Genomic DNA, 22,343 nt, shown 5'->3' with positions numbered 1-22,343 from the left:
CCCCACATGATTTGTGTCGCGGCTGACACGACAATCAGTATTGGAAGCGAACCGGGATGGCGTCCCTTTTTCCGTGAACGGTCAGATATCGCCCGGTGAACGGCGAATCAGTCTGCAGCCGCACGGTCTCCACCGGTAAACGGTTACGTTCGCTCCACTAATGGCAAAGGATACCTCAGGCCCCGCACACCGCCCTTGCAAAGAACCGGCAGGTGCGGTCCTGCCACCAGACGAAACCGAGTTCGGCGTCAGCGTACCAGGCCGCGGTGAACGCCTTGGCGTCGGCCGACCAGAGGCGGGACTTGCGCGGGTCAAAGGCGGGTTCCATGCAGAACTCGCCCGGCTCGGTGCGGCCCGTGAAGAGCGTGGTCAGCTCGTCGACGGTGGGCAGCCGCCAGTCCGACCGGCCCGCGTATCCGTTCCTGTTCAGCCGGGCCACATGGGCGTGGGCGCGCTCCCAGGTCAGGGGGTAGCGGGAGCCGAACTTTTCCCAGGCCAGGCCGGTGACCGTGTCGCGGACCACGCCGTCGCCCCTGTCCTCGAAGCGGGCGAACCCGTACTCGTTGGGCCGCCACAGCTCGTCCAGGTCGAAGTAGGCGCGGGCTGACTTGGAATTCACCTTGATGGGTTCGGAGCGGGGCCGCCAGTCCGGGGCGTGGCGCTCCGGCTCGAACAAAAGGTCCGCCGCCGAGCAGGTGGCGTCCTTCTTCGCCCGCCAGTCCGCCTCCAGCCGGTCAACGGCTTTGATCATGTCCATGGCATCCGAAAACCGGTCCGCCGGGGCCGGGGCCAGGGCGCGGTCAAAGAAATCGTCCCATCCGCAGTCGAGGTCGCCGTGGATGTCGCAGACGGACCGGCGCTTTGCCCCCTCGCCGGGGAGCATGCCGGTGAGCATGCGGAAGAGGGTCACGCCCACGGAGAAAATGTCCGAGCGGGCGTCTGCCGCGTCCGGGTCCGCCTCCTGCTCGGGCGCGGTGTAATAGGGCGACCCCACCACCATGCCCTTGTGCCGGACAGGCGTTTCCCCGCGCAGCTTGGACAGGCCGAAGTCGATGAGCTTGACCGTTCCGGTGCCGCCCTCGTCCTCGGCCAGCATGACGTTGAACGGCTTCACGTCGCGGTGCACGATGCCCTCGTAGTGGAGCCGGTCCAGGCCGGACAGCATCTCCCGGGCCACGTGCAGGGAGGCTTCCACCCCCAGCCGTCGGGAGGGCTTCTCCACCTCGTAGGTCTCGCCCATGAGCACGCCGAGGTTGCCGCAGTAATACTCCATGGTGAAATGCGGCGGCGAGTCCTCCCCGCCCTGGTCCACGTCCAGGATGGCGGCCACGTTGGCGTGGCTGATGGAGGCCATGGCCGCGGCCTCCTTGAAGAACATCTCCCTGAGGGCTTCCTCGCCCACCAGGTCCTCCATGATCTCCGCCGCCTTGAGCACCTTCAGGGCCACGATGCGGCCGGTCACGGGCATGGCCGCCTTGTAGACCGCGCCCATGCCGCCCCTGCCGAGCAGTCCGCGAATTTCGTACCTACCTATATGCATGGGCGGACGATAGCCCAAGGTCCGGGCCGCCGTCCACACCTCGCGGCGTTTGACTCGCGTCCCCACTTTGGTCATAGAAGGGAAGATACATGATAAAGGTGGACGACTTGCACGCTCTCACGCCCCTGCGCGACGCGGCCCTTTCCTGGAGCCGCACCCCATTCGGGAAACTGACCCTGCTCATTTTCGGCCTGCTGATCCTGGCCACGACCGGGTTCTGGTTCTTCGAGTCCGGTCCGGAGGGCAACGCCCGGGACGCCTTCGGCGCGTTCTGGTGGGCCGTGGTCACGCTGACCACCGTGGGCTACGGGGACATGGTCCCGGCCACGGCGGGCGGCAAGATCATGGGCGTGGTGGTCATGGTCTGCGGCATCGGCCTGGTCTCCACCCTGACAGGCAACCTGGCTTCCATGCTCGTGGAGCACAAGGCCAGAAAGCGCAAGGGGCTCTTGAAGGTGAACCTGACAAAACACGTCATCATCGTGGGCTGGAGCGATTTCGGCCTGGAACTGGTACAGGCCCTGCGCGACAACGGCGTGCTCGGCCCGGGCGACACCCACCTGGTCCTGGTCAACTCCCTGGGGACCGAAGAGCGGGAGAGCCTGGCCCAGCGCCTGGACATGGGCGAACGCCTGCATTTCGTCTGGGGCGAGGTCACCCAGGAGGCCACCCTGCTCAAGGCCCGGCCCGACCGCGCCTCGGTGGTCTACCTGCTGTCCCAGACCACGGACAAACCCGCCAAGGACGCGGACCAGGAATCCCTGTACGCGGCCCTGGCCCTGCGCGAGCTGGCCCCCCAGGTGCCGCTCTACGGCGAGGTGGCCCTGCCCGAGAACCGCAAGCACCTGCTGCGCGCCGGGGTCAACGAAATCCTGGTCCACGGCCAGCTGACCAGCCTGGTCCTCGGCCTCATGGGGGCCAACCCGTCCATGTGGACCATGCTCCAGGAGATGCTCGGCATGCGCGGCCACAACCACATGGAATTCAAGCCGCTGACCGGCGACGAGAAGGCCCTCGACTGGGGCGGGCTCATGGCCCGGTTCCGGGAGGACGGACGCCTGCCCCTGGCCCTGTGCCAGATGTCCAGACAGCTCTCCCTCGAGGACGTGCTCGACGACGGCTCGGCCCTGGACCGGTTCATCCTCGAGCTGTTCGAGTCCTCGGGCCAGGAGACGCGCATCGGCGACACCGGCCCGCGCGTGCTGGCCAACCCGCCGGATTCCGAGAAACTGGACCAGTTCGACGCCGTGCTGTTCCTCAAGCCGGGAGCCGCGCGATGAACATAGGCGACGTGAACTTCGAGGAAATCACCCTGTTCAAGGGCATGCCCGCCGCCTCCCTGGACAAGGTCCGGGCCATCTTCGGCGTCCGCTCCCTGGACGCGGGGGAAAACCTGATCACCGAGGGCGAGCCGGGCGACGAGATGTTCATCCTCGTCAGCGGCCGGGTGCGCATCTCGAAATCCATGCTCATGGAGGGCATGGACCTGCCCCTCATGGAGGTGGGCAACCTGCGCAAGGTCCTGGCCACGGTGGACGAATCGTCCTACCCCATCTTCGGCGAAATCGCGCTCATCGACCGGGACACGCGCTCGGCAACCATCCACGTGCTGGAGCCGTCCCACTTCCTGGTCACGGACCGCGCCCGGTTTTTCGACCTCCTCGACCGCGAACCGGCCATCGGCAACAAGCTCTTCGCCGCCCTGGCGCGGCGCATGGCCGCCACCATCCGCAATTCCAACTCCGAGCTGGTCAAGCTGTCCACCGCCCTGGCCCTGGCCCTGAGCCGGTGCGGCGCAAGGCCCTGAGCCCGGCGGCCTCCCGCCCCGACGCATCCGCCCTTGCAAAACCGATGCATCGCGTATAATTTAGACTAACTCTAGATTTGGCATCGAAGCGTACGCAAGAAAAGAGGGTTGTCCCATGAACAAAAAGATATTCCTGCTGATCGTGCTGGTCGCAGCGGTCCTGGCGCTGTCCGGCTGTTTCCGCAAATCCATCGACTCCGGGCAACCGGTAAAGCGGCCCGCGTCCCAGGACGAGCCCGGGCCCGCCAAGGAGCCCGGCATCATCTCCGAGACCTACACCGTGGGCGGGGAAGAGCCGCCGGTCATCGAGGAGACCCACGAGGTGGGTGCGGACCGGCCCGAGGTCATCGACGAATCATTCGACGTGAAGCCCGCAGAGAACGACGGCCCCATCGAGGTGGAGGCGGCGGTCGAGGAAACCGACCGGCCGGACGTCGGCGGGGATGACCTGGCCGAGGAAGCCCTGCCCGCGCCCGAAGCCGCACAGGAGCCCGCCGCACAGCCCGAGACGGCCGTGGTCGATCCCGAGGCCAAGGCCGCCTTCGAGCCCGTGGCCGACCCCGAGGACGAACAGGTCATGGCCATGGAGCCCGCCGAAACGGACCCGGAACCGCCGTCGACCGCAATGCCGGTCATCGTCGAAACCGGCCCGTACTATGTGCAGGTGGGCGCGTTCTCGGACCTGGAGAACGCCAACAAGGTCCTGGCCGGGCTGTTGGCCGACGGGTACAAGGGGTCCATGCTCGAAAAGACCGACAACGGCATGTACCGCGTGCACGCCGGGGCCTTTGAGAACACGGACGACGCGGCAGTGGCCCTCGAGGACCTCAAGACCGCCTTCCCCAACGGATTCGTGCTCAAGGTCGAGTAACCTTTCCTCTCCCCCAGGCACGGGAAAAGGGCCGATTGAGATCAATCGGCCCTTTTTTCATGCCCTGCATGCAGCCGGAGGCCACGGTCCAGGGGCGACCGTACCGTGCACCAATGGGCTCGCGTGCCGCGGCATTGCCGGGCACACCCATGCGGCCCGGATTCCGGGCGCGCGGTGCAAGCTGCTCAGACCGTCGTCGGCCTAGGGATTCAGTTCGGCGCGGAACTTCCGGGACAGACGGAAGACGACCACCTTGCGCGGGGGCAGGGTGATGGTCTGTGTCGTCTGGGGATTGCGGCCCTTGCGGGCGCGCTTGTCATACGCTTCAAACTTGCCGAAGCCGGAAATCAGAAGGGCGTGGTCCTTCTTGACGGCGCTCTTCATGATCTCAAGGATGGTTTCCACCAGGTCCTTGATTTCGGCTCGGTTTTTGTCGGTGCGTTCGTAGATGTAATCCACGATGCCGGCTTTGGTGAGGGTGCTCATTGATCGCCTCCAGAAAAGGTTACCAGAAATTTACTTGGCAAGGTCCGCGATTTTCACCGCGAGCCTCCCCATCTCGTCCGGGTCCTCGTACGGGGACTGGGGCCACAGCCGCAGGCCGTCGTCCGCAAACCGCGGAATGAGATGGTAGTGCGCGTGATGCACCAGCTGCCCGGCTGCCTCGAAGTTGTTCTGCATGAGGTTCAGCCCGTCGGCCCCTGTCGCCTCCATGACCGCCTTGCCGACCCTGGACAGGGCCTGGAGCAGCTCTCCACCCAGCTCGGCCGGGATGTCCATGAGCGTCGGGTAGTGGCCCTTGGGTAAAACCAGGGCGTGCCCCCCGCTCACGGGAGCGATGTCCAGAAAGGCCAGGCAGGACTCCGTTTCATAAACCTTTGCGCAGGGGATCTCCCCGGCGACTATCTTGCAAAAAATGCATTCGGAATCCGTTGGCGCCATCCGCGTTCTCCCCTCCGCCTCTTTGCGATGTCCATACCTTCCGGGTGCATGGAAAACGTTCGCTCGGACGAAGAATTTTCGACAGTTACCCGGTTTTATAACCGGGAAATCCAGTTAAATCAAGTCTGTTGGCGTTATTTTCTGGAAACCCAAGCGCACCAACGGTTGGCGGCGAGTCTAGAAATATTCTTGAAAATCGGGCAGTTGGCCTGAACTAAGTGTTTGAAATCAATGTTACAATTATAAAACACATTATTTCAGCATGTTATAAACACACTTTAAAAAAACGGCAACCATTGCAGGCCAGTGAGCCGTATCGGGCGGCAGACGGACGCATTTTTGTTGCCTTGCCCGCCGAATTGCACAACTTGACGCGGCCTCCGCCCGCACGATATCCCGATACCCAACCAAACGACGACTATGGGGCCCAGGCCCGCATGCATACAAGGAGCATTCAATGACCAAGACCGGCATACTCTTCCCCGGACAGGGGTCCCAGGAAAAAGGCATGGGCCGCGACGTGGCCGAACAGGACGCGTCCGCCCTGGACCTTTGGAAACTGGCGGAAAAGGAGTCCGGCCTGCCCCTGCGCGAGATTTTCTGGGACGGCGAGGCCGCCGACATGGCCGACACCCGAGCCCTCCAGCCCGCCCTGACCGTGGTCAACCTGACCCTGTGGCTGGCCGTGAAGGACAAGCTCGCCCCGGCGGCCACTGCCGGGCACTCGCTGGGCGAATTCGCCTCCCTGGCCGCGTCCGGCGTGCTCAGCCCCGGCGACACCATCAAGGCCGTGGCCCTGCGCGGCAAGCTGATGGCCGAATCCGGCGGCGCGGGCCACGGCATGGCCGCCGTGGTCAAGCTGGCTCAGGACAAGGTGGAGGATATCGTGGCCCGGGCCGTGAAGGATTCCGGCAGGGAGCTGCGCATCGCCAACTACAACACCCCGGCCCAGTTCGTCATTTCCGGCGAGCAGGGAGGGCTGGACAGTGCCGAGGCGCTGGTCAAGGAGGCCAAGGGGCGGGCCATCCGGCTGGCCGTGTCCGGGGCCTTCCACTCCCCGCTCATTCAGGAGGCCGCCGACGAATTCGCCGCCTTCCTGGAAACGCTTTCCTGGAACGCGCCCGCCTTCCCGGTGTTCCACAACGCCACGGCCCTGCCCGAGCCGGACCCCGATGCCGTCAAGAGCATCATGCAGCGGCAGATGACCTCGTCCGTGCTCTGGATCCAGACCATGCAGGCCATGTTCGCCACCGGCGTACGACGGTTCGTCGAGGTCGGCCCCAAGGGCGTGCTCTTCAAGATGCTCAAGGCCAACCTCGGCTCCGAAGAGGAGAAGTGGTCCGGCCTCAACGTGGGCACCCTGGCACAGGCCCGGGAAATCTAGGCCATGAAAAGTTTCGGCATCATCGGCTGGCCCCTGGGCCACACCATGAGCCCGACCCTGCACAACTGGGGGTTCGAGCAGCTCGGCATCGACGCCGGCTACGCGGCCTGGCCGGTGTCGCCTGACGACCTCGGCCCGTTCATGGGGCAGGTCCGCACCCGGCCCATCTCGGGCCTGTCCGTGACTATCCCGCACAAGCAGGCGGTCATGGCCTTTCTCGACCGGATGACCGACCGGGCCAGGTCCGTGGGCGCGGTGAACACGCTTTACTGGGACGGCGAAGACCTGTGCGGCGAGAACACCGACGTTCTCGGCGTCATCGCCCCGCTCAAGGGACTGGACTCGCTCCCCGCCTCGGCCATCGTGCTGGGTGCGGGCGGCGCGGCGCGTGCCGCCCTGGCCGGATTCAGGGAACTCGGCATCCCCCACCTCGGCGTGGCCAACCGGACCCGGTCCAAGGCGGAGCGGCTGGCCGCAGATTTCGGCGCGACCTGCGTCGACTGGGACCACCGCATGGACGCGGAGTGGGGGTTGATCTGCAACACCACGCCGCTGGGCATGTCCGGCGACATGGCGGACGCCACGCCCTGGGACCGCGACCGGTTCTCCCCGGGGGCCATCGCCTACGACATCGTGTACAACCCGCTTCAAACCCGATTCCTGCGCGAGGCCGCCCAGGCCGGGTGCGCGACCATCTCCGGGCTGGAGATGTTCCTGCACCAGGGGTTGGCCCAGTTCCGTCTGTGGACCGGTCGGGACATGAATGAAAACGGCGCCCGGGCACTGTTGCTCGACGCCCTGAACGCATAAGACCACGAGGTGACCCTATGAAATACGCGCACACCCTGCTCCTGGCCGCCGCCCTGCTCTGCGGCCTGTTCCTGGCGGCCCCCGCCACCGAAGCCTCCGCCGCCGGGCCCAACCCGGTGGTCATCATGGAGACCTCCATGGGCCGCATCATCGTCATGCTCTCGCCCAAGGACGCGCCCAAGACCGTGGAGAATTTCCTCAAGTACGTGGACGCCGGGTTCTACGACAAGACCGTGTTCCACAGGGTGATCAAGCAGAAGGTGCGCCCGGGCAGCATCACCAAGGCGAAATCGAAGAACGATTCCATGAACATCGTCCAGGGCGGCGGCTTCAACCTGCAGATGATGAAAAAGACGCCCCTGTACCCGCCCCTGGTCAACGAGGCCGCCATCGGACTGCTCAACACCAAGGGCACCATCGCCATGGCCCGGACCGACGCGCCCGACTCGGCCACAAGCGAGTTCTTCTTCAACATGGAAGACAATCCGGTCCTGGACAGGAAGCAGACCTTCTCCAAGGTGGGGGTCGGCAATTTCAATGCGAACACCCAGGCGGGCTACTGCGCCTTCGGCAAGGTCATCCGGGGCATGGACGTGATCGAGAAGATCCACGGCATCCGGACCATCAGCCGGGGCCGGATGGATGACGTGCCGGTGGACACCGTGATCCTCAAGAAGGCCTACAGGGCGAAATAGCGAAAAAGCCGGCCTACAGGACGCAGACGCGGTCCACGCATTCCACGAACAGGTCCCAGAGCCCGCCCAGTTCCGTGACCACCTCGGCGGACACCCTGTCCGCGATCTCCGGCGTGACCCCCAACCTCTCGATGGAGTTGGTGGAAAGGTCGTAGTTGAGCCCGTCCGCACCCAGCCCGACGCCGATGAGCTTGGCCAGCAGGTTGCCCACGTGCACCAGATCCAGGACCAGGCTCTCGCCTGCATAGTCGTCCGGCCGCAGATGGTAGCGGACCACGTCGGTGATCTCCGGGGGCAGCCCCCACCGTTTGAGCAGGAACTCGCCGATCTCCGCGTGGTTGATGCCGAGCACCGCGTCCTCGGCCTTGTCGAACGGAAGGTTCTCTTCCAGGACCTTTGACATCAGCCTGTGCATGTCCACCTTGACGTAGGTTCCGAGCACGAGCTTGCCCACCCCGGCCAGCAGCGCGGCGGTATAGGTATAGGCCGGAAAGGAAACGCCCAGGGCCTTGCCGAGCTTGCAGGCGGCAATGGCCACGGCCACGGACTGCTGCAGGTACATGCCGGGGCTCTGGTCGTAGCCGTCGATGGTCCTGACGTAGGTGGGCGCGAGGCCCGTGGAGATGACGAACTGGAGGATGTCGGGAGCCTCCAGCCAGCACAGGGCGTCGCGGGTGGTCTGGATGGGATGCCTGCGGGCGATGGCCGAGGCGTTGACCATCTTGAGCAGATTGGCGGTCAGCCCCGGATCGTGCTCGATGATGCGGGCCAGCTTGGCGAAATCCTCCACATTGTTCTCGAGCAGGGACGAAGCCTTGCCCACGCAGGACGGCAGCGCCACGACTTTCGAGACAATGTCCAGTATTTCCTCACGCCGATTCACAGTTCCGACTCCTTTCCCAGCGACTTGACCACCACACGGCCCGTGTCGAGGTACAGGTACATGGTGCGGGGGATGGTCCCGCCCACCGCCTGGGCCGCCAGGGACACCTTGTTCCTGTCGAGCAGCTTGGTCAGGGCTTCCATGTTCCGCTTGCCCGTACTGAAAAAATCGTTGGACCGCATGTTGGCCCCGCCTGCCACCTTGAACACCAGGCGGTTTTTCTGAGCCCCGTTCTCCAGGAGGATGCGGACCATCATGGCCACCCCCGTGTTGACGAACATGAAGGGCTTCTTCCGCGCCCTCTCCTTGGCCCCCACCGCCGAAGGCAGCAGGCAATGAATCAGCCCCCCGATGCGGGCTTTGGGGTCATAGGCGGTAACCCCGAGACAGGAGCCCAGGGAATACGTGACGAGAACGTCCCCGGGATCGGTGGAGAATTTCATGTCCGATATGGAAACCGTCAGCGTGCTCATTGCATTCTTCGCGCCGGGAAGATGAAAGTGGACCTATCCCTCATCCTAAAACAATAGAAGGTTATGCGCGCGGAGTAAAGGCACACCTTGTCATCCAACCGGATTTCACCCATATTCATGTCCATGACGCAGACCGAATCCTTCGCCGTGCTGGCGGACATCCACGGCAACGCCGCGGCCCTCAAGGCCGTGCTGGGCCACGCGCGACAACGCGGCGTGACCCGCTTCTTCAACCTGGGCGACACCTTCTACGGCCCCCTGGACCCGGTCGGAACCTGGGCCGTCCTCAGGCAGACCCCCATGGACTCCGTGCTCGGCAACCAGGACCGCATCCTGCTCGAGCCCACCCCCGCGCCGGACATGGCCCGGGCCATCGGGCGAACCCTGGACGGCATCGGCGCGGACGGCCTGGCCTGGCTCGAGGGGCTGCCCGCCACACTCAGGCCGGAACCGGACGTCCTGCTCTGCCACGGCACGCCGAAAAACGACACCGCCTACCTGCTGGAGGACGTGTCCACCGGCCTGCCCGGCCTGCGGCCCTGCGCCGACATCCTGGCCGACCTCGCGGACGTCGCGGACGGCTGCACCCTGGTCCTGACCGGGCACAGCCACCACGCGGGGCTGGCCAACTGCGGCCCGGTCACCGTGATCAACCCCGGCAGCGTCGGACTGCCCGCCTACACGGACGACGTCCCGCCCCATGCCATGGCCTCGGGCTCGCCCCACGCCCGGTACGCCGTGGTCAGCCGGACCGGAAGCGGCTGGCAGGCGGACCTCCTGACCGTGGAATACGACTGGTCGGCGGCAGCGAAAACGGCGCGGAAGAACGGGCGCGAAGATTGGGCCCGGTGGCTGACCACCGGCCTGGCCTGATCAGGCCTGCCTTTTCGCCGGTTCGAGCCCTTTTTCTCTGGACTTTTTTTAGATTTTTCTAAAGAATGCTGACAAGCTGTACAATTAAGACATGCGTCCCAAGGCATGCATCTGGGAAAAATTGACCTTTTATTCGGCCCGTAACGGTATGAAGCTGCTCGCTGCCGCCCCCCACCGCACCCTGCACGTCATGGCGGTTCTCGTCATTGCGGTGCTTCTTTTGTGTGTGCCCGACGCCATGGCGGCCACGGCCAAATCCTACTTCACGGTCGGCCATGCCGACTTCCATGCCCTGCGCCGGAACTCCAAGAAAGCCAAATACCGGTCCAACTGGGAAAAGGTGGAGAAATCCTTCACCCGCAGCCTCAAGGCCAGCCCCAACGGCCCCTACGCGCCCAAGTCCCTGTACTATATCGGCCGGGTCCATGAGGAACTCGGCATCCAGTCCGGCCTGAAGTCCGACTTCCGCAGGGCCGTGGACTACTTCGGCCGGGTGCTGGCCCGCTATCCGCGCCACGGCTGGGCCGACGACTGCCTGTATCGCCGCGCGGGCATCTATGCGGGGCGTCTCCGCGAGACCGACTCGGCCCGCCTGGACCTGGCCCGGATCATCACGGACTATCCCCGCTCCGACATGCACTCCAAGGCCAAGGCCGCGCTCAGGAAACTCGGAAAGTACGACTGGGCCATCGCCCGGGTTTCCAAGGACAGCGACCCCGCCGCCGACTCCCTGGATGCGGCAGCCAAGGCTGCGGTCAACAACAAGCCCAAGCCCGCTCCCAAGAACGCCGCCAACACCAAGCCCACGGACCCGTCGGGCACAGCGCACCTGGACATGGTCCGCTTCACCTCCAGCGACGAGTACACCCGCGTGGTCCTGGAGCTGGACGGACGGGTCACCTACCGCTATCAGGTGCTCGACCCCAACCCGGCAGTGAACCGCCCGCACCGGCTCTACATCGACCTCAAGAACTCGCGGCTGGGGCACGACGTGACCTCCGCCACCACGGTGTCCGACGGCATCCTGAGCTCCATCCGCACCGGCCAGTACTCCAAGGACACCACCCGCGTGGTCCTCGATTTCCAGAACTTCCAGGAATACAAGATATTCCCACTGGAAAACCCGTACCGCATCGTCATCGACGTGTACGCACCGGACGGCAAGCAAACCGCAGCCAAGCCCGCTCCCAGGGCCACCACCGCCAACTCCACCTACCGCCCGCCCAGCGGGTCCAAGAAGATGGCCGGCGACCTCCTGGAGCAACTCGGCCTGACCGTGCGCACCATCATGATCGACCCCGGCCACGGCGGGAAGGACCCCGGCGCAGTGGCCAACGGGCTGCGGGAAAAGGAAGTCAACCTGCGCTTCGCCAAGCTGCTCGGCGACAAGCTCGAGGGCAAGGGCTTCAACGTCATCTACACCCGGACCTCGGACGTCTTCATCCCCCTGGACAAGCGGACCTCCATGGCCAACGCCCAAAAGGCCGACCTGTTCCTGTCCGTGCACTGCAACGCCAACCGCAGCCGGTCGGTCAACGGCTTGGAGACCTACAGCCTGAACCTGGCCAAGTCCGACGCCGCCGTGCGCATAGCGGCCCGGGAAAACGCGGTTGACCCGCGCTCCATCTCGGACCTCCAGTTCATCCTCACGGACCTGATGGTCAACTCCAAGATCAAGGAATCCCGCGACCTGGCGAGCGACGTGCAGACCAAGACCATCTACCGGGTCAGAAAGAAGTATTCGGTCAAGAACCAGGGCACCCGCGAAGCCCCCTTCTACGTGCTCATGGGCGCGCGCATGCCCTCGGTGCTCGTGGAACTGGGCTACCTGACCAACAAGACCGAGGCCAAACGGCTCAAGTCCGACTCCTACCTGAACTACCTCGCCAACGGCATCGTCGAAGGGATACTGGCCTACAAGGGCAAGATCGAACGATACGCGATGCGGTAGACTCGGCTTGCGATAGCGGCGCATCTGCACATTTTCCGATGGCAAATGCGTCCTCACCGTAGCGCTGCTACGCCTGCGGCGATTTCCCCTCGAAAAATGCACAGCTGCACCACTCTCACAAGCCTTTACGCTGTCGTCTGCCTTTGGCAGCCGAATCGCTCGGGCTGTTTATTTGGGAAAATGAATTGCCGTGTTCGGACGAGATCCAGACACCAAGGCGCACCATGCATCGAGCATGGTGCGCCTTGGTGTCTGACGGAATTATTGAGGCTGACCGGATAGTTACCGGACGCCCTGGCCCCGGGCTTCGAGCCAGGCGTTGGCGCGGTCGGCGGCCTCGTTCATCTGGTCCTTGGTCATGGAGTTGACGATGGACATGAGCAGGGAGTTGGCGCGCTGGTGGCCCTTGGTCCCGGCGATGGCGAACCACTTGCAGGCCTCCACCAGATCGGGCTCGCCCTGGATGCCGCGCGCCAGGAACTCGCCCAGCATGGTCTGGGCCTCGGTATAGCCCTGATCCGCAGAGCTTTCGAGCAGGGCCCTTGCGCCGGGCACGTCCTGGTCCACGAGCTTGCCCGTGAGCTTGAGAACGGCCAGGTTGAACTGGCTGCGGGGGTCGTTGTTCTCTGCCGCCAGCCGCACCCAATGCAGGAACTTGGCCGTGTCGGGCTTGACCCCCGTGCCGCTTCCGTAGGCAAAGGCGAGATAGGCCTGGGCCTGCGGATAGCCCAGCTCGGCGGCTTCGGTAATCATGGCGAACCCCCTGGCCTCGTCCTTTTCCACGCCGTGGCCGCTCAGGTAGAAGAGGCCGAGGGTGGACAGGGCCTCGGGATATTTTTGGTCTGCAGCGGCATTCAACCAACGCAGGCTCTCGGTCATGTCGGGCTCGAAGGTGTCGCCGGAGTAGTACATGCGGGCGAGTTCCACCTGGGCGGCGGCATCTCCGCCCCTGGCGGCGGCCTTGATTTCATGGCCCAGTTCAGGGAGCGCGGTGCAGTAGACGCCGAGCAGAAGCAGGGCGGGAACGAGAATGGCGGCAAGGTATCGGAAAATCATAGAAGTCCTCGGCTGGGTTGGGGGTTACGGACCAAGTGGTACGCCGACTTCCCATAATTTGTCAAAAGGGCTATATCGGACGGTAACCGGGTTAATCCACTTCCGGAAACCGCAACCGGCGCAGGCCGTAGACAATGGGGGGAGATAACATGAAAATCTTCATGAAAACAGCATGCCTGGCGATCCTTTTCCTGGCCTTTGCGATCTGCGCGGCCTCGACCGCTTCGGCGGGTTCCCAGGGCAAAAAGGCCCTGCTCATCGTGGCCAAGAGCGATTTTTCGGCCACGGAGTACTCCCGGACGCGGTCGGCCCTTGAGTCCGGGGGCATGGACTGCACCGTGGCCTCCTCCGCCGCCGGGCCCTGCAAGGGCGACTCCGGCAAGCGGGCCACGGCCGAGATGGCCCTGTCCTCGGTCAACGCGGCCGACTACGACGCCATCGTGATCATCGGCGGCAACGGGATCATGAAAATGTGGAAGAACCCGGAGGCCCACCGCATCGTTCAGGAGGCGGTAGCCCAGGACAAGGTGGTGGCAGCCATCTGCGCCGGGCCCGGCATCCTGGCCCACGCGGGCGTCATGCAGGGCAAGCGGGCCACGGCCTACTCCGGCAGCCCCAGCTCGGCCCTCAAGGAGCACGGGGCCACCTACACGGGCAAGAAGGTCGAGGTGGACGGCAGGTTCATCACCGGCAACGGCCCCAAGGCGGCGTCCGGTTTCGGGAAAGCCATCGTGGCGGCCTTTGAATAACCCGGCATACGGGAACTGTGCACCCTTCTACCAGTCAACGGGCAGCTTGACTTTTTGCTTCGCCTTGTTGGTGAAAAAGATATGTCCATGCTCCCTGCCGTACAGGTAGACGTCTCGGGTCACGGCCACGTCCTGGCGGCAGTACTCGGTGATCAGGTCCAGCCGTCCCTCCTTCCACCATGCGAGCGCCTGGAGGCCGTCGGCCGACTTGCCCGCGTCCAGGGTGGCCTGGGCGATATTGTCCAGCTTGACCCGGTAGCCGAGGCGGTTGTTGACCTCGATGAGCAGGTCCAGGTTGGGCAGGGAGCGGAACTTGAAGGGGTGCAGGCCGCCGAGCACGGCGTAGTCGAATTTCACGTGATTGAAACCGATGACCAGATCGAACTGTTGCAGGTGGTCCACCAGCTCGTTCATCCGGTCCTGCTCATAATCGTGCATACCGTCGTCTTCCGAGTCGTAGACGCAGGCGATGGACACGCCCATGCGGTCGGCGCGGCTCCAGCCGCCCACCTCGTCGGCTGAGTAACGGGTCTCGATGTCCAGCACGCCATAGCGCCCCGGCGCGGGCTTTTTCATGTCGATGCCTGGCAGGGTGTTCACGTCGATCTCCTTGGGTTCGATGGATTTCGGGTCGCCGGACCGGATGGCCTCCAGCACGAACAGGGAGGCCCGTTTGTCGATGGGCCGGTTGCCGGACCCGCACTTGGGCGAATGCACGCAGGACGGGCAGCCCAGCTCGCACGGGCAGTCGGCAATGGTCTTGAGCGTGGCCTCGACCAACTCGTCCGCCCGCTCGAAGGCCTGGCGCGTCAGCCCGGCCCCGCCCGGCATGCCGTCGTAGATGAAGACCGCCGGGCCCTCCACCTGCGGATGCATAGGGGTGGAGATGCCGCCCAGGTCGTTGCGGTCGGTCATGACCAGCAGCGGCAGCATGCCGATGGCCGCGTGTTCGAAGGCGTGGATGCCGCCCATGAAATGCAGATATTCCTCTTCGCAGCGGCGGCGGATGTCGTGGCCCACCTCGAACCACACGGACTCGGTCTCGAAGACCAGGGGCGGCAGGTCCAGAGGCATGATGCCGAGCAGCTTGCCGCCGCGCACGCTGCGCTTCTCGTACCCGGTGATCTGCTCCGTGACCCGGACCCGCCCGAAATAGACGCGGGTGCCGAAGCACGCCTTCCGGCCCAGCACTTCGAGGATTTCCGTGTCCTTGGAGCCGCGCGGCCTGGTGTAGTAGCCCACCCGCTCCTTGACCGCATGGACCGCGCCCCTGCCGTGATCCAGCTCGGTGATGACGTAGGTCCGGCCCCGGTGCAGGTAGACCGCGCCCGGATGGGTCTCGCGAAAGGCCCGGTGAGCATCGATGGTCCCGATGACCGGGGCCTTTTCCTGTCCGGCGGTGTTGTCCTCGATGTGCAGCTGCTGTCCGGCCCCGCGCAGGTCCACCTCGCGGTGGGGCCGCTTGCGGTGGGTGACGATCTCCGACGGGTGGCCCGGCAGGTCCGGTTCCACCTCGTAGAGCTGGCCGAAACCCACCAGCTCCTCGACCCGGCTGCCCACCTCGGCCTCGGCCAGGAACGGCTCGCCGCGCCGCAGCGTCAGTTCGGCGGCGGCGCAGATCAGATGCCGGTCCATGATCACCGGGTTGTGCGGGTTGAGCATGGCCGACTCGGGCGGGCGGGCGAAGAAATCGTCCGGGTTGCGCATGAAATACTGGTCCAGCGCGTCCTCCTGGGCGATGAGGGCCACGGCGGAATCCTGTCGGCTGCGGCCCACGCGCCCGCCCCGCTGCAGGGTGGCCATGATGGAGCCGGGGTAGCCGACCATGATGCACACGTCCAGGCCGCCGATGTCGATGCCCAGCTCCAGGGCCGAGGTGGAGATGACCGCCAGCAGGTCTCCGGAGGCCATGCGCCCCTCGATCTCGCGCCGCTCCTCGGGCAGGAACCCCGCCCGGTAGGCTGAGATGCGCCCGGCGAATCGGCCGCTGCGTTCGGAGGCCCACATGGATATCAACTCGGTCATCTTGCGCGACTGGCAGTAGACGATGGTCCGCAGGTTGCGCGACAGGGCGGCCTTGAGCAGTTGGATGGCCGCCTGGGACGGGCTGCCGTCCGGGTTGAGAAAGATCATGTGCCGACCGCCCCGCGCGGCCCCGGATTCCAGGATGGGATGGACGTCGAGCCCCGTGAGCATGCGGCAGAGTTCGGCCGGATTCCCGATGGTGGCCGAGCAGAACACGAAGGTCGGGCTGGCCCCGTAATAGCGGCACAGCCGCATGAGCCGCCGGAAGACCATGGCCATGTGCCCGCCCATGACGCCCCGGTAGGTATGCACCTCGTCCACCACGACGTGCGTCAGGCCGGACAGGAACTCCGCCCACGAAGCATGATGCGGCAGCATGGACAGGTGGACCATCTCCGGGTTGGACATGACCACGTTGGGCGGCGAGTTGCGGATCTTCTTGCGGAAATGCGGCGTGGTGTCCCCGTCGTAGATGGCGGCGGTGGGGCGGCGGTCTTCGGGAAGCAGCGCGGCCAGTTCGGTGAATCCCTTGAGCTGGTCCTGGGCCAGGGCCTTGAGCGGGAAGAGATAGAGCGCCTTGGCCTCGGGATCGGCCAGGACCTGCTCCATGACCGGCAGGTTGTAGGTCAGGGTCTTGCCGCTGGCCGTGGGCGTGGCCACCACCACGTGGTGCCCGGCCCGGACGTGATCCGCAGCCTCGGCCTGGTGGTCGTAGAGGTTGTCGATGCCCAGCAGGGAGAGCGCGTTCACGATGGCGGCGGGCCACGGGCGGCGCGGCTCGCCGAAGCGCGCGTCCGCTCCCTCCAAGGGCCTGTAGTGGGCGATCTGGTGGGCCATGCGGTCGGAATCGAGCATGGCGGAGACGTATTCGAGGACAGGGCTTTCCACGGGTAGGATGGTAGTACGGGCCTGCCACCGAGGCAAGTTGATAAATATACTTGAACTGTCGAAAATGAAGCCGTTATACTACGCACGGTTAAAAATCGGCAACACCGCCACGGAGGAACGATATGACAGCAATCACCCTTGACGACACCGTATCAACCCTCGTCCTCATGGCCCAGGCCGCCGAAGCCCGCAATCCCCTGACCGAAAGGCATTCCGAGCGCGTGGCCCTGGCGGCAAAGGGCATAGGCCGGGAACTCGGCCTGTCCGTGACGGAATGCGACCGCCTGCTGGTCATGGGTCGGCTGCACAACATCGGCATCGTGGGCACCCGCGACTCGGTTCTGCTCAAGACCGGTGCCCTGACCCCGGATGAATACATCCATATCCAGAGCCACACCGTCCTGGGGGCAAAAATCCTCTACCCCATCAGGCAACTGGCCGACGTGGCCGAGGTCTGCCTCAACCACCACGAACGCTGGGACGGCTCCGGCTACCCGAACTCCATCCAGGGCGAATCGATCCCGTTTCACGCCCGCATCATAGCCGTGGCCGACGTGTTCAGCGCCCTGATCTCCTCCCGCCCCCACCGCGATTCCCTGCCCCGACCGGTGGCTGCGGACATGATCGCTGAAGAGAGAGGGACAAAGCACTGCCCCCGCAGCGTGGACGGTTTCCTGAAGTGGTTCGCCCGCACGGGCGGCATGATCGACCTGCCCGAAGGGGTGTGATCCGGGCCCCCCTGCCGGGCATGGAAGATGTGCTGCTGGCCGCGTCGTCCCACCACGAGCGCTGGGACGGCTCGGGCTATCCCAAGGGGCTCAAGCGTGAGGAGATACCCTTCATCGGCAGGATCATCGCCGTGGCCGACGTGTTCGACGCCATGACCAGCGACCGGGTCTACCGGAACTCCCTGTCCTCCGAAGCGGCCAGGAAGTTCATCATCGACGGCACCGGCGTACTGTTCTGCCCCACCTGCGTGGAGGCCTTCCTCAAGTGGTATGACGGATTCAAGGGCGGGGCCTGAAAGACCTGTTGAGGGTCCGTTATCCCTTCAGGGTCACGAACCGGCTGAAGTCTTCGGTCAGATCGGTCTTCAGCCTTGCCAGTCCTCCCTCGTCCATGCGGGCGAAGCAGAAGGCGAAAACCGGATAGGCAGAATAATCAATCTCTCTCAATTCCAACGGGTTATCAAACATCGATTGGAATCCCTGCAGATCGAACCCGGCAATGCGGTCGCGGTCCATGCCCGGCGGCACGTCGGCGATGACCATGGTCGTGACCTCGCCCTCCCGGGTGGACAGGACGGCCTCCCAGTCGGGCGCGAGTCCCTTGAAATAGTACTCGTAGGGGTTGAAGCCCCAGGCGTGACCGGTGATGTCGGCCACGCACCAGCCCGCGAACCGCAGGGGGTTGGCCTCGATGGGCACGATGCCGCCCTCCGGGGTGACGCGGACTTCCAGGTGGATGGGGAAATTGCGCAGCGCGCACGCCTCGCCCATGCGGATAACGTAGTCCGTGAACGGCTCGAGCCGCTCGCGCAGGATGCGGGCCGACGTGTAGTAGAGCCGGTCGGACACGTCGTCGCCGGACACGAAGTGGTGGTGCAGGATATTGGTGATCACCGGCGCGCCGTCTCCGTCATAATAGACGTCAATGGCATACTCCTCGCCGTCGATGCCCGCCTCCACCAGGAATTCGCCCGCGTCCACCACCCCTTCCGGGTACTCGGCGTTCAGGGCCTCCCGCTCTTCGAGGATGGTGCGGACCACCTCGGGCCACTGGCCATGGGACTTGACCAGGTGCACGCCCAGGCTGAAAAAACCGCGGGCGGGCTTGACGATGAACGGACAGTCGAACCCGGACACGTCGAACTCGGCCAGGTCGTCGATGGCCACCCGCGCGAACCGGTAATCCGGGTGCAGCGGGGCCACGGTCTCGCGGAACAGCGCCTTGTCCTTGCAGATGTCCACCTGCCGGACCAGGTCCTCGTTGCACCGGCAGCGCAGGATGTGTTCCAGACCGTTCTCGGAATTGGTGTACAGTCGGGTGCCCACGCCCAGCCGGGCAGAAAACTCTATCTCATCGATGAAATTCAGGCCCGCGCCGCCGGTCAGCCTGCGGGCGTTCTCCGTATCCAGCACGGGCAGCCCGAGTTCCATGACCGAGTCCGTCAGGAACCGGGACACGTAGGGGTAGTCGAGGACGATCATCTACTTGGCCTTGAGCCCGTATTTCTTGAGCTTGTACTGCAGGTTGGACTTGGAAAGCCCGAGCATTTCGGCGGCCTTGACCTGGACGAAGTCGGTCTTGACCAGGGCGCGCTTGACCAGGGCGCCCTCGATCTTGTCCATGGTGTCGGCCAGATTGAGCTTGGTGGGCAGCAGGTCGACGGCGGACTTGAACTGGGACTCCTCGTCCTTGATCTCGGGCGGCAGGTCGTCGGCGTGGATGGTGTCGGAGCGGGCCAGGACCGTGCACCGCTCCACCACGTTCTCCAACTGGCGGACGTTGCCCGGCCACTCGAAGGCGGACATGTAATCCATGGCCCCCGAGGAAAAGCCCTTGATCTCCACCTGATTTTCCTTGGTGTACTTCTCCAGGAAATGCGCGGCCAGCAGCGGGATGTCCTCGCGCCGCTCCCGAAGCGGGGGCATGAAGATGGAGACCACGTTCAGCCGGTAGAACAGGTCCTCGCGGAACTCGCCCTTGCCCACGGCCTCCTGCAGGTTCTTGTTGGTGGCGGCCACGATGCGGATGTCCACGTCAAAGGTCTCGGCCCCGCCCACGCGCTCGATCTGGTGCTCCTGGAGCACGCGCAACAGCTTGACCTGCAGTTCGGGCGTCAGCTCGCCGATTTCGTCCAGGAAGAGCGTGCCCTTGTTGGCCTGCTCGAAGCGGCCCTTGCGCATGGCCGTGGCCCCTGTGAAGGAGCCCTTTTCATGGCCGAACAACTCGGATTCCAGCACGCCGGGGTTGAGCGCCATGCAGTTGACCGTGATGAACGGCCCCTCGCGGCGGGGCGAGGAAGTGTGGATGGCGCGGGCGACAAGCTCCTTGCCGGTGCCGGACTCGCCCAGGATGAGGACCGTGGATTTGCTCGGCGCGGCCCGGTCCACCATGTCCATGACCTGCTGCATGCCCTTGCCCCGGGCAATGATGTTGTCCTTGGAGTAGCGGTCGCGAATCTCGCGCTTGAGGCGGATGTTCTCCTGCTGGGTGGCGGCGTACTGCTCGGCCTTGTTCACGGACAGGAGCAGCTCCTCGTTGGCGAAGGGCTTGGTGATGTAGTCGAACGCCCCTATGCGCATGGCCTCCACCGCTGCTTCGATGGACCCGAAGGCGGTCATGATCAGCACAGGGATGTGCGGGTAATTCTTCTTGCAATGCTCCAGCACGTCCTGGCCGGTGAGATTCGGCATTTTCATGTCGGTCAGGACAACGTCCACCTCGGAGTCTTCGAGGTAGGCCAGCCCCATTTCCGGGTCGGACAGGGCGGTCACGTTGTAGCCCTCGTCCTCCAGGATGGACTCCAGGATGAGCAGGTAGTTTTTCTCGTCGTCAAGGACCAGTATATTCGCGGGCATTGGATCTCCGGCTCGTGTTGTCGTTTCTGTCGCCGGACACGATACATCAAGACGGACGGAAACCCAAGCAGGGATAGGGATGCCTCCGGCAGCCGGGGGAAGGGGAGGGAAAACCCTTTGAAAAGGTTTTTCCCTCCCCTTCCCCCGGACCCCCAACCCCCCATTTTCCTCAACTTTTTGTAGGCGCATTCGCGCGGTTAGCAGGTTAATCAGGGGATAGGCTGCTTTCGGGGCAATTAAAAGAGATGTATCGGGGGAAGGCTGGATTGTCCTTTCCGCCCGTGGTAGGGGTTCCCCATGGTCGATACGGACAAGAGTGCATTGCGCACCAGCCTGCTCCAAACGCGGCAAGCGCTCACGCCCGAACAGGTGCGGGAGGGCAGCGAGCGTATCATCGCCCGTATCCGGGCCCTGCCGGAGTGGAAGAACGCCACCGAGGCGCTCATCTATTGGCCCATCAGGAACGAGGTGGACCTGCGCCCCCTGGTGACCGAACTGTGGCAGCGCGGCGCGTGCGTGCTCCTGCCCCGGTGCCGCCCGGAAAAGCAGGGAGAAATGGACCTGGCCTGCGCGGCCTGCGAGGCGGACCTGGCGCCCGGCCCGTTCTCCATCATGGAGCCGGACGCGGGAAAATGCCCGCCCGTGCAGGATTGCACGCCCGACATCGCCCTCATCCCCGGCGTGGGATTCGACCGCGCGGGCAACCGGCTGGGCTTCGGCGGCGGCTACTACGACCGGCTGCTGTCCACCGAGCAGATGCGCAAGACACTCAAGATCGGCATCGGCTATGGTTTTCAGATGGTCACGGCCATCCCCGCCCAACCCTGGGACAAACCCATGAACCTCATCTGCACGGACACCGAACTATGGCGGCCATAGCCTTTTTCCCCTTCCGTTTCATCGACATCCCGCAGGTGGCCTGCGCATTCACCTCCCGGCGGGGCGGCGTTTCCGAACCGCCCCACGACTCGGCCAACATCTCCTTTGACGTCAACGACGACCCGAAGGCTGTGGCCCAAAACCGGCGCGCCGTGTTCGAGCGCATGGACCTGACCGGCTGGTGCGACCTGAACCAGATCCACGGCGACGTCATCCACTTCGACCCGAAACCGGTCGGTCCCGAAGAACGGGCCACGCTGGACGGCGACGGCATGACCACCGCCACCCCCGGCGTGGGGCTGGTGGTCAAGACCGCCGACTGCCAACCCATCCTGCTGGCGCACAAATCCGGCAAATACGTGGCCGGGCTGCACGCGGGCTGGCGCGGCAACAAGATCGACTTTCCCGGCAACGGGGTCCGCCGGTTCTGCGCCCACTACGACCTCAAGTCCGAAGACGTGTACGCCGTGCGCGGCCCGTCACTGGGTCCTGACGCCGCCGAATTCGTCAACTTCGACAAGGACTTCGGACCCGGCTTCGACAAATATTTCAACCCCCGGACCAGACGGGTGGACCTGTGGCGAATGACCCGCGACCAGCTCATGAACGCGGGCGTGCCCGAAAAGCAGATATTCGGCCTGGACCTCTGCACCATGGGGCTGGACGACACCTTTTTCTCCTATCGCAAGGCCTGCGCCTCCCCGGTCAGGGACACCGGTCGACAGTGCGGAATTATCTGGATAAGGAAGCAGGCATGAGCTTCCTCCTTAAGATCATCGTCATCCTCGGGCTGATATTCCTCATCGTCGGCCAATTCACGCGCTCCAAGCAGCAGCGGGTTGCGCGGCGCGACAAGTGGACCAATGTCCTGCTGATCATCGTCATCGCCATGCTCGGCCTGTCCATCCTGTCCAATTTCATGACAAGGTAGCC

Annotated in this window: 23 protein-coding genes; 14 read left to right on the top strand and 9 right to left on the bottom strand. The window is 64.6% G+C overall.

Features of this window, described 5'->3' with window-relative positions; genetic code table 11:
- Positions 1–175: 175 nt before the first annotated feature.
- Positions 176–1,540 carry a protein kinase domain-containing protein gene (locus OO730_RS10610; RefSeq protein WP_264981440.1) on the bottom strand — a complete coding sequence of 455 codons (1,365 nt, stop codon included), beginning with the start codon at positions 1,538–1,540 and terminating at the stop codon, positions 176–178.
- 89 nt (positions 1,541–1,629) lie between these two features.
- On the opposite strand from OO730_RS10610, the gene OO730_RS10605 reads away from it, so the two are divergent.
- From OO730_RS10605 to OO730_RS10595, 3 genes are all read left to right on the top strand, one after another.
- On the top strand, positions 1,630–2,820 hold the full coding sequence (locus tag OO730_RS10605) for a potassium channel family protein (protein ID WP_264981439.1): 1,191 nt from the start codon (positions 1,630–1,632) through the stop codon (positions 2,818–2,820).
- Entirely contained in the window at positions 2,817–3,347 is a 531-nt protein-coding gene (locus tag OO730_RS10600) for a Crp/Fnr family transcriptional regulator (RefSeq protein WP_264981438.1), read from the top strand. Before OO730_RS10605 ends, OO730_RS10600 begins: the two co-directional genes overlap by 4 nt.
- 115 nt (positions 3,348–3,462) lie before the next feature.
- Positions 3,463–4,218, top strand: coding sequence for an SPOR domain-containing protein (locus OO730_RS10595; protein ID WP_264981437.1), 756 nt, complete (start codon positions 3,463–3,465; stop codon positions 4,216–4,218).
- Between the two features lie 201 nt (positions 4,219–4,419).
- Here OO730_RS10595 and OO730_RS10590 read toward each other — a convergent pair whose 3' ends face one another.
- Positions 4,420–4,704, bottom strand: coding sequence for an integration host factor subunit alpha (locus tag OO730_RS10590; RefSeq protein WP_264981436.1), 285 nt, complete (start codon positions 4,702–4,704; stop codon positions 4,420–4,422).
- Positions 4,705–4,734: 30 nt separating this feature from the next.
- Positions 4,735–5,160: an HIT family protein gene (locus tag OO730_RS10585; RefSeq protein WP_264981435.1), complete on the bottom strand. Its 426-nt coding sequence runs from the start codon at positions 5,158–5,160 to the stop codon at positions 4,735–4,737.
- A 457-nt stretch (positions 5,161–5,617) separates the two neighbouring features.
- On the opposite strand from OO730_RS10585, the gene OO730_RS10580 reads away from it, so the two are divergent.
- The 3 genes from OO730_RS10580 to OO730_RS10570 are packed head-to-tail and all read left to right on the top strand — an operon-like array spanning position 5,618 to position 8,049.
- A complete protein-coding gene (locus tag OO730_RS10580) occupies positions 5,618–6,544 on the top strand; it encodes an ACP S-malonyltransferase (protein ID WP_264981434.1) in 927 nt (308 codons plus the stop codon).
- A 3-nt stretch (positions 6,545–6,547) separates the two neighbouring features.
- Entirely contained in the window at positions 6,548–7,354 is an 807-nt protein-coding gene (aroE, locus tag OO730_RS10575) for a shikimate dehydrogenase (RefSeq protein WP_264981433.1), read from the top strand.
- A gap of 17 nt (positions 7,355–7,371) precedes the next feature.
- On the top strand, positions 7,372–8,049 hold the full coding sequence (locus OO730_RS10570; RefSeq protein ID WP_264981432.1) for a peptidylprolyl isomerase: 678 nt from the start codon (positions 7,372–7,374) through the stop codon (positions 8,047–8,049).
- Positions 8,050–8,062: 13 nt separating this feature from the next.
- Here OO730_RS10570 and OO730_RS10565 read toward each other — a convergent pair whose 3' ends face one another.
- Together OO730_RS10565 and OO730_RS10560 are read right to left on the bottom strand one after the other, a co-directional pair.
- Entirely contained in the window at positions 8,063–8,932 is an 870-nt protein-coding gene (locus OO730_RS10565) for an HDOD domain-containing protein (RefSeq protein WP_264981431.1), read from the bottom strand.
- A complete protein-coding gene (locus tag OO730_RS10560) occupies positions 8,929–9,405 on the bottom strand; it encodes a chemotaxis protein CheD (RefSeq protein ID WP_264981430.1) in 477 nt (158 codons plus the stop codon). Before OO730_RS10560 ends, OO730_RS10565 begins: the two co-directional genes overlap by 4 nt.
- A 117-nt stretch (positions 9,406–9,522) precedes the next feature.
- On the opposite strand from OO730_RS10560, the gene OO730_RS10555 reads away from it, so the two are divergent.
- Complete coding sequence (locus OO730_RS10555) at positions 9,523–10,278, top strand: metallophosphoesterase family protein (RefSeq protein ID WP_264981429.1); 756 nt, start codon at positions 9,523–9,525, stop codon at positions 10,276–10,278.
- 148 nt (positions 10,279–10,426) lie between these two features.
- Positions 10,427–12,229, top strand: a complete 1,803-nt coding sequence (locus tag OO730_RS10550; protein ID WP_264981428.1) for an N-acetylmuramoyl-L-alanine amidase — start codon at positions 10,427–10,429, stop codon at positions 12,227–12,229.
- A gap of 282 nt (positions 12,230–12,511) precedes the next feature.
- Here the strand turns inward: OO730_RS10550 and OO730_RS10545 are convergent, their stop codons facing one another.
- Positions 12,512–13,285, bottom strand: coding sequence for a tetratricopeptide repeat protein (locus OO730_RS10545; RefSeq protein ID WP_264981427.1), 774 nt, complete (start codon positions 13,283–13,285; stop codon positions 12,512–12,514).
- Positions 13,286–13,434: 149 nt separating this feature from the next.
- Between OO730_RS10545 and OO730_RS10540 the strand changes: the two genes are divergently transcribed.
- Positions 13,435–14,034: a DJ-1/PfpI family protein gene (locus OO730_RS10540; protein ID WP_264981426.1), complete on the top strand. Its 600-nt coding sequence runs from the start codon at positions 13,435–13,437 to the stop codon at positions 14,032–14,034.
- Positions 14,035–14,061: 27 nt separating this feature from the next.
- Here OO730_RS10540 and OO730_RS10535 read toward each other — a convergent pair whose 3' ends face one another.
- A complete protein-coding gene (locus OO730_RS10535; RefSeq protein ID WP_264981425.1) occupies positions 14,062–16,947 on the bottom strand; it encodes a DEAD/DEAH box helicase in 2,886 nt (961 codons plus the stop codon).
- A 122-nt stretch (positions 16,948–17,069) separates the two neighbouring features.
- Between OO730_RS10535 and OO730_RS10530 the strand changes: the two genes are divergently transcribed.
- Positions 17,070–17,675, top strand: a complete 606-nt coding sequence (locus OO730_RS10530) for an HD-GYP domain-containing protein (protein WP_264981424.1) — start codon at positions 17,070–17,072, stop codon at positions 17,673–17,675.
- Positions 17,672–17,971, top strand: a complete 300-nt coding sequence (locus tag OO730_RS16255) for an HD-GYP domain-containing protein (RefSeq protein ID WP_323373354.1) — start codon at positions 17,672–17,674, stop codon at positions 17,969–17,971. The genes OO730_RS10530 and OO730_RS16255 overlap by 4 nt, the downstream gene beginning before the upstream one ends.
- Positions 17,972–17,990: 19 nt before the next feature.
- Here the strand turns inward: OO730_RS16255 and OO730_RS10520 are convergent, their stop codons facing one another.
- Positions 17,991–19,157, bottom strand: a complete 1,167-nt coding sequence (locus OO730_RS10520) for an ATP-grasp domain-containing protein (protein ID WP_264981423.1) — start codon at positions 19,155–19,157, stop codon at positions 17,991–17,993.
- Positions 19,158–20,531, bottom strand: a complete 1,374-nt coding sequence (locus OO730_RS10515) for a sigma-54-dependent transcriptional regulator (RefSeq protein WP_264981422.1) — start codon at positions 20,529–20,531, stop codon at positions 19,158–19,160.
- A 297-nt stretch (positions 20,532–20,828) separates the two neighbouring features.
- Here OO730_RS10515 and OO730_RS10510 point away from each other — a divergent pair, with 297 nt between their 5' ends.
- The 3 genes from OO730_RS10510 to OO730_RS10500 are packed head-to-tail and all read left to right on the top strand — an operon-like array spanning position 20,829 to position 22,341.
- Complete coding sequence (locus OO730_RS10510) at positions 20,829–21,410, top strand: 5-formyltetrahydrofolate cyclo-ligase (RefSeq protein ID WP_264981421.1); 582 nt, start codon at positions 20,829–20,831, stop codon at positions 21,408–21,410.
- Positions 21,398–22,168, top strand: coding sequence for a polyphenol oxidase family protein (locus tag OO730_RS10505; protein WP_264981420.1), 771 nt, complete (start codon positions 21,398–21,400; stop codon positions 22,166–22,168). Before OO730_RS10510 ends, OO730_RS10505 begins: the two co-directional genes overlap by 13 nt.
- Positions 22,165–22,341, top strand: a complete 177-nt coding sequence (locus OO730_RS10500) for a hypothetical protein (RefSeq protein WP_264981419.1) — start codon at positions 22,165–22,167, stop codon at positions 22,339–22,341. Before OO730_RS10505 ends, OO730_RS10500 begins: the two co-directional genes overlap by 4 nt.
- The last annotated feature ends 2 nt before the right edge of the window (positions 22,342–22,343 follow it).

It is taken from the genome of Pseudodesulfovibrio portus (assembly GCF_026000375.1).
GTDB classification, from domain to species: Bacteria; Desulfobacterota; Desulfovibrionia; order Desulfovibrionales; family Desulfovibrionaceae; genus Pseudodesulfovibrio; species Pseudodesulfovibrio portus.
Note: the sequence above shows the minus strand (reverse complement) of the source record. Positions and strands in the feature narration are given on the sequence as shown.